Below are 12908 nucleotides of genomic sequence, written 5' to 3'. Positions count from 1 at the left end.
CGCGGGCGCGGCAGCAGGCAATCCTTCACTCAAGCCTTAGAGCAGACCGAGATCGGCCAGCTCGCGCCTGAGTTTCGGCGGCATCTCGACCAATCCCGCCTTGCCCTTGCCGAGGTCGGCCGGGGCGTCCGCCGGCTTCAGGTAACGCCAGCCCTGGAAGGCACGGCGCGGCTGCCAGTCGGTGCGCACCACCTCGGGATTGAGCATCAAATGGCAGCGGCCGATGCCGTCGTCATCGGTGAACGGCCGGATTTCCGTGATCAACTGGCGGCACTGCACGCTGCCCTTGATCACCCAATAGAGCGAACCGCCATCGGTGACCTCGTCGCCCCGTGTCGGCATCATGCGGGTGGTGTGCCAGTGTTCGGCTGGTTCGCCGGCACGGCGGCGCTCGTCAAGGCGGAAGGCGATCCACTCTTCGAGATCCTCGACACTGTCGCAACCGACGCAAAGCTTTAGGAGATTGAGAGCCATCGCCCAAGGTTAGTCCGGAGCGCCGAGACGTCAACGGCCTGACGGACTTCTCCACAGTGCCGGCTTGGGTCAGCCCTCAACACTCAACGACATTGACCGCCAGGCCGCCAAGGCTGGTTTCCTTGTACTTCTCGTTCATGTCGAGGCCGGTCTGGCGCATCGTCTCGATCGCCGCATCGAGTGGCACGAAATGCACGCCGTCGCCTTTGATGGCCAGTGACGCAGCCGTCACCGCCTTGACGGCACCCAATGCGTTGCGCTCGATGCAGGGCACCTGGACCAACCCGCCGACCGGGTCGCAAGTCATGCCGAGATGATGTTCGAGCGCGATTTCGGCAGCATTCTCGACCTGCTCGGGCGTGCCGCCCATGACCGCGCACAGGCCGGCCGCAGCCATCGCCGAGGCGGAACCGACCTCGCCCTGGCAGCCTACCTCGGCGCCCGATATCGACGCATTGGACTTGATGATGCCGCCGATGGCCGCTGCCGTCAGCAGGAAGTCGCGAATGCTCGGCTGGTCGGCCTCGGGATGGAAATGCAGCCAGTAGCGCAGCACCGCCGGCAGCGTGCCCGCGGCACCATTGGTCGGCGCGGTGACGACACGCCCGCCCGCCGCATTCTCCTCGTTGACCGCCATCGCATAGATCGACAGCCAGTCATTGGCGAGCAGCGGGTTCGGCCGGTTCTGCTGCCACTGCTCCTGCAGCTTGTCATGGAGCTGTCTGGCGCGGCGGCGCACCTTGAGCCCGCCCGGCATGATGCCGTCCTGCGACAGGCCGCGGTCGATGCAGCCCTTCATGGCGTCCCATATCGCGTCGAGGCCGGTGTCGAGCGCCTCGCGCGACATCTGCGTCTCCTCGTTGACGCGCTTCATTTCGGCAATGGAAAGGCCGCTCCTGGCCGCCATCTTCAGCATCTCGACCGCGTTCTTGAAGGGATACGGCACTTTCTTGCCCTCGGTTGTGACCGAGCCCTTCGACTTCATCCGTTGCAGCTCTTCTTCCGAAACCACGAAGCCGCCGCCGATCGAATAGTAGATGCGCTTGAGCAGCAACCGGCCGCCGGCGTCGTAAGCGTAGAACGCCATGCCGTTGGCATGACCGGTGAGCGGCGTCTTGCGGTTCAGCACCAGATCAGTGGCCGGATCGAAATGGTAGGGAGGGTGGCCGGGCGGTGAAACCAGCTTGTCGGCGGTGATGCGGCTGACAATTTCGTCGGCTCGGTCGGGGTCGACCGTTTGCGGCGTCTGGCCGGCAAGGCCGAGAATGACGGCACGGTCGCTGCCATGGCCTATGCCGGTATAGGCGAGCGAGCCATGCAGGCTGGCGCCGATGCGGTCGACCTTGGCGCCGGCGGGACGCGGCCAGTCGTCGCCCGCGACCTCATCGAGGAAGCGGCGCGCAGCCGTCATCGGTCCCATCGTGTGCGAGCTCGAGGGGCCGATGCCGATCTTGAACAGGTCGAAAACCGAAAGGAACACGCTGTCTCCTGGGTCACGTCGAGGATTACATATAGGAATTCCCGGGATGTTTCCGCTCTTTTGACAATCGCGGCGCAGCACCTGCCGACCTTGTTTGCTCCGGCAGCGACATCGAGTGCAACGCGCCGTGCAAGGTCATCGAAGCAACCGGGCCGAATATGGTAGATTCGGCGCCATGGGCGATTCCTATCTTTCGACGGCCGATCTCGCGGCGCTGGGCTTTTTCCTCCTCGCATGGGTGCTGCACACGCTCGCCTCGGACGGCCACCTGGTCAGCCGCGTGTCGCTGACCACCGCCATGAATGCGCAACGCGAGGCCTGGATGCGCACCATGGCCGAGCGCGAGATCCGCATCGTCGACACCGCCATCATGAGCGGCCTGCAGCAGGGAACAGCCTTCTTCGCCTCCAGTTCGCTGATCGCGCTCGGCGGCTGCTTCGCCCTGCTTGGCGCGTCGGACCGGGTGCTTGAGGTGCTGAGCACCCTGCCCTTGGGCGGCGCGCCGTCGCGCTCGGCCTTTCAGATCAAGGTGCTGGGACTGGTGCTGATCCTGGCCTTTTCCTTCTTCAAATTCGGCTGGGCCTACAGGCTGTTCAACTACTGTTCGATCCTGATCGGCGCCGTGCCGATCCCGCATGGCGAGGCCTCGCGCAATCCCCTCACGCAAACGGCCGTGTGGCGCGCGACGCAAATGAACATGCTGGCCGGCAAGCATTTCAACTCGGGCCTGCGCGGCGTGTTCTTCTCGATCGGCTATCTCGGCTGGTTCGTCGATCCCCTGGTGTTCGTGCTGTCGACGCTTCTGCTGCTGGCCGTCCTGGTACGGCGGCAGTTCTTCTCCGCGGCGCGGCGCGCAGTGATCGGTCAGCCGCCCGGCGTCGGAAACGGCTGATCGATGCGTCCGGAAAGCCAATAGGCGAAAAGCCCGATCCATTCGCGGACCGCGACGGTCGTGTTCTGCAGTGAATCGGCCGCATTGTCGCGAAACAAGCCGATGCCTTCCCGACCCGAGGTGCGATAGTCGACCGGCCATTGGACAGTTGGAAAGCCCGCCTTGTCGAACAGGGCCTTGGCGCGCGGCATGTGAAAGGCTGATGTCACCAAAAGCCATGTCTCGCCCGGTTTGGGCTTGACCAGTTCGCGGCTGAAGACCGCGTTCTCGTAAGTGTTGCGGGATTTGTCTTCGAGGAGCAGCCGGTCGGCCTGGACATCCAGCACCTCGAGCAGGCGCGGCGCGGTGTCGGCATCACCTTCGCCGTCGAAGAACAGTGAACCGTTTCCACCGGAGACCACCACTTTTGCCTGCGGGAAACGCCTGGCGAGGATCGCGGTCTCGACCATGCGATCGCCGCTGCTGTTCAATTCATAGCCGCCGCGCACAAGGTTGATAGCGCCCTCGAAGCCGCCGCCGAGCACGACGATGCCGTCTACCTTCTCCGGCAGCGGCGGCCTGGGAAAGCGTTCCTCCAGCGGATTGAGCATCATCGCTCCAAGTGACGTCCACGCCGACAGCGCAAGGATCAGAAACGCCAGCACGCCGCCGCTGACGGCAAGTCGCCGCCGGCCGGCCATCCCGGCGAGCAGGCCTGCCAAAAGCAGGAAGATCGTCAGGTTGAGCGGCTGGATGAAGAACCAGAATATCTTGGAAAGATAGTAGAACATCGCTCACTCATTACAGCCCGCAAGGCTGTCCAAAATCGATCGCGATTTTCAGGACCATGCGTCAGGCGAGCGATACCCTTACCACCACTTCTCCGGCTGGAATGTGCCGGCCGCCTGCTCGATGACGGCGGCGGTCTGGAACAGCGTCTCTTCCTCGAATGGCCTGCCGATCAGCTGCAGGCCGAGCGGCAGACCCTTGGGGTCGAGGCCGGCGGGCACGGCGATGCCGGGCAGGCCGGCCATGTTCACGGTGACCGTGAAAATGTCGTTGAGATACATCTTGACCGGATCAGCGGCCATGTCCTCGTCGGCGATACCGAAGGCGGCCGACGGTGTCGCCGGTGTCAGGATGACATCGACGCCGGCCGCGAAAACATTTTCGAAGTCGCGCTTGATCAGGTTGCGCACCTTCTGAGCCTGCAGGTAGTAGGCGTCATAGTAGCCGGCCGACAGCACATAGGTGCCGATCATGATGCGGCGCTTGACCTCGCGGCCGAAGCCGGCGGCGCGGGTCTTCTCATACATCTCGACGATGTCCTTGCCGGGCACGCGCAAGCCGTAGCGGACGCCGTCATAGCGGGCGAGGTTGGAAGAAGCTTCCGCGGGCGCCACGATGTAATAGGCCGGCAGCGCGTATTTGGTGTGCGGCAGGGAGATGCCGACGATTTCGGCGCCGGCATCCTTGAGCCAGGCAATGCCCTTCTGCCACAACGCCTCGATCTCTTCCGGCATGCCGTCGACACGGTATTCCTTGGGAATGCCGACTTTCATGCCCTTGATCGGCTTGCCGATCGCCGCCTCGTAGTCCGGCACCGGCCGGTCGACGGACGTGGTGTCCTTGGGATCGACCGAGGCCATGGATTTCAGAAGAATGGCGGCGTCGCGCACGTCGCGGGCGATCGGTCCGGCCTGATCGAGCGACGAGGCGAAGGCGACGATGCCCCAGCGCGAGCAGCGGCCATAGGTCGGCTTGATGCCGACGGTCCCGGTGAACGCGGCTGGCTGGCGGATCGAACCGCCGGTGTCGGTGGCGGTTGCGCCTGCACACAGGAAGGCCGACACGGCGGTCGCCGAACCACCGGAAGAACCACCCGGCACCAGCTGCGCATTGTCGAGGCTACGCTGGGTTTTCGTGCCACCTGCCGAGACGAAGCCGCCATCACCCTGATGCGTCGTCGGCATCACCACCGTATCGAGGCGCGAACGCCGCCATGGGTTGATGACCGGGCCGTAGTAGGAGGTTTCGTTGGACGAGCCCATGGCGAATTCGTCCATGTTGAGCTTGCCCAGCATGACCGCGCCGTCGGCCCACAGGTTGGACGTGACCGTTGATTCATAGCGCGGCTTGAAGCCGTCGAGCACGTGGCTGCAGGCCTGGGTATGGACGCCTTCGGTACCGAACAGGTCCTTGATCCCGAGCGGAATGCCTTCCAGCGCACCGCCCTCCCCCTTGAGCAGCCTAGCGTCCGACGTCTTGGCCATGTCGCGCGCCTTGTCCCCGGTCACCGCCACATAGGCATTGAGCGCCGGATTGGCGCGATCGATCGCCAAGAGATAGGCTTCGGTGATCTCGGTCGCGGTGATTTCCTTGGCGCGCAGCTTGGCGCGGGCCTGCGAAATCGTCAGATGGGTCAGGTCGCTCATCAAAGGCTCTTTTCGTAAAACACCGACCACTCGGAATCGGGATAATCCAGCACCGGGCCGCAGCGCGAGAACCCGGCGCGTTCATAGACGGCCCAGGCGGCGGGATGGCGATCGCCGGTCTCCAGCACCAGCCGCTTCAACCCTTCATCGCGCGCCAGCGCCTCGACCCGTTGGACGATTCCAGCGCCGATCTTGCGGCCACGATGCGAAGGCCTCGTGTACATACGCTTGACCTCGCCAATGGCATCGTCATGGCGCTTGAGTGCACCACAACCAATGGCGACGCCGTTGTCGCGAGCGATGAAAACCGTCGTGTCCTTGCCTGCCATCTGCTCGACCGTCAGGTGGTAGCAGTGCTCCGGCGGCGTCAGTTCGAGCAAGGTCGCGTTGAGTTCCGCGACCAGGCTGCGCACGTCGTCCTGCAGCGGCGTTTCGATGGCGATCTCGATAGCCATCGGTGCCTTACTCCACGACCTTCGGCACGAGGAAGAAATTCTCGTCGGTCGCGGGCGCGTTGGCGACGATGTCGGCCGCCTTGTTGCCGTCGGTGACGACATCGCCGCGCTTCTTCATTTCCATCGGCGTCACCGACGTCATTGGCTCGACGCCGGAAACATCGACCTCGTTCAACTGCTCGACGAAGCCCAGTATGGCATTCAACTCGGCGGTCATACGCTCGGCATCTTCCTCGCTCACCGCGATGCGGGCGAGATGCGCCACGCGCTTCACTGTCTTGACATCAACGGACATGTATTTGCCTCGGGGAAAACCAGTCCGGGCTATAGCGGCGCGGCGCGCGACGCGCAACATGTGCCGCCCGACAATCGGGCAACAACCTCATGGCAGAGCAATGCCCGCGCACAGATAGTAGCTGCCGCTGTTGCCGCTCGCCTCGCTTTCATCGTCGATCGGCCGGGCCGACACGAGATCGACCTGCGTCGGGTTCATCTGCGTCACCGACAGGACGTCAGGAAAGACATAGCCCGGCTCCTGGCAGATCGCCGTCACAGCCCAGCTCGGCGAGCGTGTCGCCTTGCTGACCTGAACGAATTCGCAATTGTATTCGACGCCTTGCAGGCCGTTCTTCGAAAGAACGATGTTGCCGGCATCGATCAGCGTCTGCAGCGTATCCTTTTTGGCTTGGGTACAGAGTTCCTCCGACTGGAGATAGACACCTTCGATGAAGTCATCCGCAGCAAGCGCGGGCGACGCCGCGACAAACATCGATACGCAAAGAGATCGCCCTAATGCCATGGATTTGTTCCGCTTTTGGCTGTTTCTAGATGGTAATCGTTTCACCAATCTTCGGCAATGCAAGCTTGACGCCAGATCCTTCCAGGCCGGCTTCAAACTTCTCGGGCGTCGGGTCAATCATTGGAAACGTGCCGAAATGACAAGGGACGACCGTTTCGAATTTGAAGAAGCGGCGGCAGGCAAGGGCCGCCACCGCACCGCCCATGGTGAAGCGATCGCCGATCGGAACGATGCCAATCTTTGGCTCGTGCAATTCATTGATCAGCGCCATGTCGGAAAAGATGTCGGTGTCGCCCATGTGGTAGAGCGTCTGGTCTTCCGGGAAATGCAGGACCAGCCCACCCGGATTGCCGAGATAGACGTTCTTGCCGCCCTCTTCGCCAAAGGAGGACGAATGCAGCGCCTGAACGAAAGTGGAGGTGAAACCGCCGCAATCGACCGTACCGCCAATGTTGCCGGGATTGATCTTCTTGTCGCTAACGCCCCTGCCGACAAGGTACATGCAGATCTCGAAATTGGCGACCAGTTGCGCGCCGCTCTTGCCGAGCACTTCCAGCGCACCGCTGATGTGGTCGCTGTGCCCGTGCGTCAGAAGAACATGCGTGATCCCTTCGGCCGGTCCTTCCCACCCGCCCGTCCAGGACGGGTTGCCGATCAGATAGGGATCGATGAGGATTTTCGCGTCACCGGTTTCGATGCGGAAGGCCGAGTGGCCATACCAGGTCAGTTTCATGAATGCATTTCCTCGATTTTTCCCGAGCCAAAGGATAGAACGCCGATAGCCTTGAGATCAAAGGGTATAGTGTCCGCCGGGCATCCGAAAGGACGCGTGCTGTCGAAAAGACGAGGGAAAACCGCTGACTGTCATCACGATTGAGCAATTGCCGGCACGGCTCGCCAACGGCAGGACCTTGGCGGGGCTCGATCTCGGCGACAAGACGATCGGCGTGGCGGTTTCCGATCGGGGGTTCTCCTTCGCTCATCCGCGTCCGGTCATCATGCGCAGGAAATTCTCGCTCGACGCCGCCGTCCTTCTGGCGTTGCTGACGAAGGAGAATGTCGGTGCGGTGGCGATCGGATTGCCGATCAACATGGATGGATCGGAAGGTCCGCGCGCACAGAAATCGCGCGCTTTCGTGCGCAACATGGCGCAGCTAAGCGACCTTCCCTTCGTGTTCTGGGATGAGCGGCTGTCGACTGTCGCGGCCGAACGGACGCTGATCGAGATGGACTTCTCGCGCGCCAAACGCGCCGGCAAGATCGATTCGGCGGCGGCCGCCTTTATTCTGCAGGGAGTTTTAGACCGGCTTCAGTCACTCGATGCAGCCGATCGAACGGGACCGGACCCGTCCAGCGACGCCTGACCCAGCCCAATATCTCGCGACGCCTGCGAAACACCCATATCGCCACGAGCAGCAAGCCATCGAACACGCAGGCTTTTGCCACCATGCCCGGGATGGTTGCGGGGTCGATGCCGAGCATCTGACCGTAGAGCTGGAACACGAAATCGTGCAGCTGCCGGCTGAGCATCACATAGCCGAAATTCATGTCGTTGAGCGACAGGTAGAACCAGCCCCAAAACAGCGCCATCGGCGCGGCCCACAACGCGAAGATGTAGCGCATCAGCGGCCTCCCTTCCCGTTCGGGCCGGTCCGTCCCGATATCATGGAGAGCAGCGAATTATGCGCCGCGGCTTTCGCCATGCTGTGCGCCGTGGCGTGGAAATCCTCCTCATCCAGCGCAGCTACCGAACGCCGTTCGGCAAGCATCGCGACATAGGAGACCAGAAGTGCGGCCAGTTGCACTGCGACCACCATGAACAGGCCGTTGATGCCTTGGGCCGCACCGCCGATCAGGATCATCGACATCACCCCGGAAGCGGAAATAAAGGCGATGCGAACGACGCTGTCGGCGCCGGGGCTGGACGCGTCGTTGATCAGCGTATCGACAAAGGCCCAGAAGAACAGCACCGCCACGACCAGCAACGCGATCGCCAGCGGAGCGACCACGACGATGTTCTCCAGATTGACAAACTGGGCGCTCTCGACGACCACGCCGAGTACGCCGAGAGCCGCCGTCACACCTCGATTTCCATCGATACAGATCACCGCGAGCAGGGCAAAAACGATCGCCCAGTGCACGGACAGAAAGGAGGTCAGTACGTGTCGCATCGTGATTCCTGCTTCGACAGGAATGACAGTGGGCTTTGCGGTTCGCCGCCGCAACGGAAACCATTTGTTAAGGTTAACGGCGACGGCGAGGGCAACGCCACCGTCAATTCACCGGCGGATAGAGCGTATCGATGATCATGCGCGCGTCGTGGCGCGAATCGAGCATGCCGTAAGTATTGCGCCACTGGCCCGCGAGCCGCGTCTCGACGAAGGCATCGGCGATCCGCCCTGCCCCGAGCCGACGCAACTCGGCCGCCGCCGCAGAGAGCGCAAGCTGTTCCGTCAGCAGCCGGGCCGAGCCCTCGTCGGTCGAAGCGACCTGCATGGCCGCCTTCAGAACGCCGATCGTGCCGCGCCCGCCGGCGCCGAGGTCGCGGTCGATGCCGGTCAATACTTCTTCGAAAAGCCCCGGCGCGCGGCCAAGGACGCGCAGCATGTCGAGCGCCATGACATTGCCCGATCCTTCCCAGATCGCGTTGACAGGCGCTTCGCGGTAATAACGGGCGAGCGGAGCTTCCTCGACATAGCCATTGCCGCCAAGGCACTCCATCGCCTCGTAAAGCAGCGGCGGCGCGATCTTGCAGACCCAGTATTTGACGACCGGCGTCATGGCGCGGGCGAACGCCGCCTCGCCGCGATCGCTCGCCGCCTCGTCGAAGGAACGCGCCAGCCGGAACGACAGGGCGGTCGCCGCGGCGACATCGAGCGCCATGTCGGCCAGCACGCGCTGCATCAACGGCTGCTCGATCAAGGTCGAACCGAACACCTGGCGATGGCGGGCATGATGGATCGCTTCGGCCAGCCCCGCCCGCATGATCGCCGAAGACGCCACCGCGCAGTCGAGCCGGGTCAGCGTCACCATGTCCATGATCGTCTTGACGCCGGCGCCGGGTTCGCCGACCATCTCCCCGATGGCGTTGACGAACTCAACCTCGGAAGACGCGTTCGAGCGATTGCCGAGCTTGTCCTTCAGCCGCTGGAAGCGAAAGCCGTTGCCAGACCCGTCGCCGAGCACGCGCGGCACCAGGAAGCAGGACAGTCCCTCCGGCGCCTGTGCCAGCACCAGGAAGGCGTCCGACATCGGCGCCGACATGAACCATTTATGTCCCGTCAGGCGGTAGAAGCCGCTGCCGACGCGTTCCGCCCGGGTCACATTGGCACGCACATCGGTGCCGCCCTGTTTCTCGGTCATGCCCATGCCGAGCGTCAGTCCGGTCTTTTCGACGGGCGGCTTCTGGCTCTGGTCGTATTTGCGCGTCGTCACGCGCGGCGCCCATTCGCGAAACAGTTTTGGGCTGGCCATCAATGCCGCCAGCGAGGCGCTGGTCATGGTGATAGGGCAGAGATGCCCGGTCTCGAGTTCCGCCGTCAGGTAAAAACGGGCGGCGCGCACTTGATGGCGGCGGCCGATCTCGGCGTCGCCATTTTCCCAGACCGAGGAATGCAGGCCGTTAGCCACCGAGCGGCGCATCAAGGCGTGGTAGGCGGGATGGAATTCGACCAGGTCGATGCGCCGTCCCTGGCGATCATGCGTCCTGAGTTTCGGCGTCTCGACATTGGCGAGGCGCGCCAGTTCCTGGGCTTCTTGCGTCAGCACGAAACGGCCGAGCCCGTCGAGATCCTTGCGCACCGGATCGGAAAAGCGCTCGGCAAGCTGGATCAGCAACGGATCGCCTCGCCAGGCGTTGCCGCCCGTCAGCGGCGGCGGCTGGTTCGTTACGTCGTCGGTCACGCCCAATCCTTCTAGCCGATCCTTCTAGAAAGGCCCTATTGTCGGAAAGCCTCGAATCCGAGGCCGTCGGCTTAGATATAGCCAAGCGTTGCTGCGCGCGCGACGAAAATACCGGCCGATCTAATCGGCTATCTACACGAAAAAATTGAGGAGAACGGCGTCAATCCAAAGCGGGTGCTTGCGGGCGCGAAATCCGCACCCTATAGCAGCCCCTTGAGATGACCGACGCTTCGTCCCTGCCACTCTACCCTCACCGCCATCTTCTGGGCATCAGCGACCTTTCGCCCGCCGACATCGAGCTTTTGCTCGACAGGGCGGATCGGGCGGTCGCGATCTCGCGCCAGTCCGAAAAAAAGACTTCGACGCTGCGCGGCCGCACCCAGATCAATCTCTTCTACGAAGCCTCGACCCGCACGCAATCCTCGTTCGAGCTGGCCGGAAAGCGGCTCGGCGCCGATGTCATGAACATGTCGGTGGCGAGTTCCTCGGTAAAGAAGGGCGAAACGCTCATCGACACCGCGATGACGCTCAACGCCATGCGCCCTGACATATTGATCATCCGCCATCAGTCGGCGGGCGCGGCGGCCCTCCTGGCGCAGAAGGTCGGCTGCTCGGTGGTCAATGCCGGCGACGGCGCCCACGAACACCCGACACAGGCGCTGCTCGACGCACTCACCATCCGCCGCGCCAAGGGTGCGCTGTCGAAGCTGATCGTGGCGATCTGCGGCGACATCCTGCATTCGCGTGTGGCGCGCTCCAACATCATGCTGCTCAACGCACTCGGCGCACAAATACGGGTGGTGGCGCCCTCGACGCTATTGCCCTCGGGCATCGACAGGATGGGCGTGATCGTCTGCCGCTCGATGGCGGAGGGCCTGAAGGACGCGGATGTGGTGATGATGTTGCGCTTGCAGCGCGAGCGCATGGAAGGAGCCTTCGTGCCGTCGGTGCGCGAATATTTCCGCTATTTTGGTCTAGACGCCGAGAAACTGAAGGCCGCCAAGGATGACGCGCTTGTCATGCATCCTGGCCCGATGAACCGCGGTGTCGAGATCGCGTCCGAAATCGCCGACGGCCCGCAAAGCGTCATCCAGGAGCAGGTGGAAATGGGCGTCGCCGTGCGCATGGCGGTGATGGAAGCGCTGCTCGATCCCCGCCGCAATCAAGAGGGCCGCAATCAAGAAGGCCGCGGCGCATGAGCATCACGGTCTTTGAACGCGCCCGCATCATCGACCCGTCACGCGGCCTTGATGAAGTTGGCTCCGTCATAGTCGAAGGCAGGAAAATCGTTGCCGCGGGCAAGGCGGCGCTGAACCACGGCGTCCCCGACGGCGCTACGGCGATCGACTGCAGCGGCAAGGCGATCATCCCCGGCCTGATCGATGGTCGGGCCTTCATCGGCGAGCCCGGCGGCGAGCATCGCGAAACCATCGCTTCGGCAAGTGTCGCCGCGGCGGCCGGCGGCGTCACGTCCATCGTGATGATGCCAGACACCGATCCGGTGATCGACAATGTGGCGCTGGTCGAATTCGTGCTGCGCACCGCCAAGGACACGGCCGTCGTCAATATCTTTCCGGCCGCCGCCATCACCAAGGGCCTCCACGGACGCGAAATGACGGAGTTCGGGCTGCTGCGCGAGGCGGGCGCGGTCGCCTTCACCGATGGCAGGCATACCATATCGAGCGCGCTGGTGATGCGTCGCGCGCTAACCTATGCGCGCGATTTCGGCGCCACCATCGTCCATGAAACGCAGGATGCCGATCTTGGGTCGTCGGGCGTCATGAACGAAGGCCTGTATGCCAGTTGGCTCGGCCTCTCCGGCATTCCACGTGAAGCCGAATCCATCCCGCTCGAGCGTGACCTCGCGCTGGCGCGGCTGACGCAAGGTTCGTACCACGCCGCGAAGATCTCGACGGCAATGGCGGCAAGCGCCGTGGCGCGTGCGAAGGCCGACGGCGCGGCAGTGACGTCTGGCGTGTCGATCCACAATCTGTCTCTCAATGAAAACGACGTTGGCGAGTACCGCACCTTCTTCCGCCTGACGCCGCCGCTGCGGGCCGAGGAGGACCGGTTGGCGATGATCGATGCGGTCAAGGACGGAACGGTCGATGTCATCGTCTCCTCGCACGATCCGCAGGACGTCGATACCAAGCGCCTGCCCTTCGCCGACGCCGCGGCCGGTGCCATTGGCCTCGAAACCCTGCTGGGCGCAGCCTTGCGCCTCTACCACAATGGCGACGTGCCCCTGCTCAGGCTGATCGAATCCTTGTCCACCGCGCCGGCGAGGCTGTTTGGATTGGCCGGCGGCACGCTGAAGCCAGGCGCCGTCGCCGATCTCGCGCTTGTCGACCTCGATGAACCCTGGATAGTCAGCGAAAGCGGTATCCGCTCGCGCTCGAAAAACACCTGCTTCGAAGGCGCACGGCTGCAAGGCAAGGTCTTGCAAACGCTGGTGGCGGGCCGCACAATATTTTCTGCCTGAGCCGGCGGT

The 12908-nt window shown here is 63.3% G+C and carries 15 protein-coding genes; 4 read left to right on the top strand and 11 right to left on the bottom strand.

Annotated elements, in window-relative coordinates; all coding sequences use genetic code 11:
• Positions 1-36: 36 nt before the first annotated feature.
• Entirely contained in the window at positions 37-474 is a 438-nt protein-coding gene (locus tag FJ936_RS14645; RefSeq protein WP_141906709.1) for a DUF1489 family protein, read from the bottom strand.
• A 76-nt stretch (positions 475-550) separates the two neighbouring features.
• Positions 551-1954 carry an L-serine ammonia-lyase gene (locus FJ936_RS14640; protein WP_141906708.1) on the bottom strand — a complete coding sequence of 468 codons (1404 nt, stop codon included), beginning with the start codon at positions 1952-1954 and terminating at the stop codon, positions 551-553.
• Positions 1955-2129: 175 nt separating this feature from the next.
• On the opposite strand from FJ936_RS14640, the gene FJ936_RS14635 reads away from it, so the two are divergent.
• A complete protein-coding gene (locus FJ936_RS14635; RefSeq protein WP_015317761.1) occupies positions 2130-2846 on the top strand; it encodes a DUF599 domain-containing protein in 717 nt (238 codons plus the stop codon).
• On the opposite strand, the gene FJ936_RS14630 is transcribed toward FJ936_RS14635, so the two are convergent.
• The 6 genes from FJ936_RS14630 to FJ936_RS14605 all read right to left on the bottom strand — a co-directional run bounded on the left by FJ936_RS14630 (position 2819) and on the right by FJ936_RS14605 (position 7247).
• Positions 2819-3616 (bottom strand): YdcF family protein, encoded by a 798-nt coding sequence (locus FJ936_RS14630; protein WP_141906707.1) that lies wholly within the window; start codon positions 3614-3616, stop codon positions 2819-2821. The genes FJ936_RS14635 and FJ936_RS14630 overlap by 28 nt on opposite strands.
• A gap of 78 nt (positions 3617-3694) precedes the next feature.
• On the bottom strand, positions 3695-5260 hold the full coding sequence (locus FJ936_RS14625; protein ID WP_141906706.1) for an amidase family protein: 1566 nt from the start codon (positions 5258-5260) through the stop codon (positions 3695-3697).
• The gene (locus tag FJ936_RS14620) at positions 5260-5715 is read right to left on the bottom strand and encodes a GNAT family N-acetyltransferase (protein ID WP_141906705.1); all 456 of its coding nucleotides are present in this window, start codon (positions 5713-5715) and stop codon (positions 5260-5262) included. The genes FJ936_RS14625 and FJ936_RS14620 overlap by 1 nt, the downstream gene beginning before the upstream one ends.
• 7 nt (positions 5716-5722) lie before the next feature.
• The gene (gene gatC / locus FJ936_RS14615; RefSeq protein WP_140790169.1) at positions 5723-6010 is read right to left on the bottom strand and encodes an Asp-tRNA(Asn)/Glu-tRNA(Gln) amidotransferase subunit GatC; all 288 of its coding nucleotides are present in this window, start codon (positions 6008-6010) and stop codon (positions 5723-5725) included.
• 87 nt (positions 6011-6097) lie between these two features.
• The gene (locus FJ936_RS14610) at positions 6098-6514 is read right to left on the bottom strand and encodes a hypothetical protein (RefSeq protein ID WP_015317756.1); all 417 of its coding nucleotides are present in this window, start codon (positions 6512-6514) and stop codon (positions 6098-6100) included.
• A gap of 25 nt (positions 6515-6539) precedes the next feature.
• On the bottom strand, positions 6540-7247 hold the full coding sequence (locus FJ936_RS14605; protein ID WP_140790171.1) for a metal-dependent hydrolase: 708 nt from the start codon (positions 7245-7247) through the stop codon (positions 6540-6542).
• Positions 7248-7371: 124 nt separating this feature from the next.
• On the opposite strand from FJ936_RS14605, the gene ruvX reads away from it, so the two are divergent.
• Complete coding sequence (gene ruvX, locus FJ936_RS14600; protein WP_140790173.1) at positions 7372-7878, top strand: Holliday junction resolvase RuvX; 507 nt, start codon at positions 7372-7374, stop codon at positions 7876-7878.
• Here ruvX and FJ936_RS14595 read toward each other — a convergent pair.
• The 3 genes from FJ936_RS14595 to FJ936_RS14585 all read right to left on the bottom strand — a co-directional run bounded on the left by FJ936_RS14595 (position 7796) and on the right by FJ936_RS14585 (position 10417).
• Positions 7796-8137, bottom strand: coding sequence for a DUF6105 family protein (locus FJ936_RS14595; RefSeq protein ID WP_015317753.1), 342 nt, complete (start codon positions 8135-8137; stop codon positions 7796-7798). The genes ruvX and FJ936_RS14595 overlap by 83 nt on opposite strands.
• A complete protein-coding gene (locus FJ936_RS14590; RefSeq protein WP_140616355.1) occupies positions 8137-8685 on the bottom strand; it encodes a hypothetical protein in 549 nt (182 codons plus the stop codon). Before FJ936_RS14590 ends, FJ936_RS14595 begins: the two co-directional genes overlap by 1 nt.
• A gap of 103 nt (positions 8686-8788) precedes the next feature.
• Positions 8789-10417: a DNA alkylation response protein gene (locus FJ936_RS14585; RefSeq protein ID WP_140790175.1), complete on the bottom strand. Its 1629-nt coding sequence runs from the start codon at positions 10415-10417 to the stop codon at positions 8789-8791.
• Between the two features lie 218 nt (positions 10418-10635).
• On the opposite strand from FJ936_RS14585, the gene FJ936_RS14580 reads away from it, so the two are divergent.
• A complete protein-coding gene (locus FJ936_RS14580; protein ID WP_140790177.1) occupies positions 10636-11616 on the top strand; it encodes an aspartate carbamoyltransferase catalytic subunit in 981 nt (326 codons plus the stop codon).
• Positions 11613-12899, top strand: coding sequence for a dihydroorotase (locus FJ936_RS14575; protein ID WP_141906704.1), 1287 nt, complete (start codon positions 11613-11615; stop codon positions 12897-12899). Before FJ936_RS14580 ends, FJ936_RS14575 begins: the two co-directional genes overlap by 4 nt.
• Positions 12900-12908 lie beyond the last annotated feature (9 nt).

Origin of the sequence: Mesorhizobium sp. B2-4-13 (assembly GCF_006658535.1) — a bacterium.
Lineage (GTDB): Bacteria > Pseudomonadota > Alphaproteobacteria > Rhizobiales > Rhizobiaceae > Mesorhizobium > Mesorhizobium australicum.
This window is presented reverse-complemented; position numbering and strand designations above follow the sequence as displayed.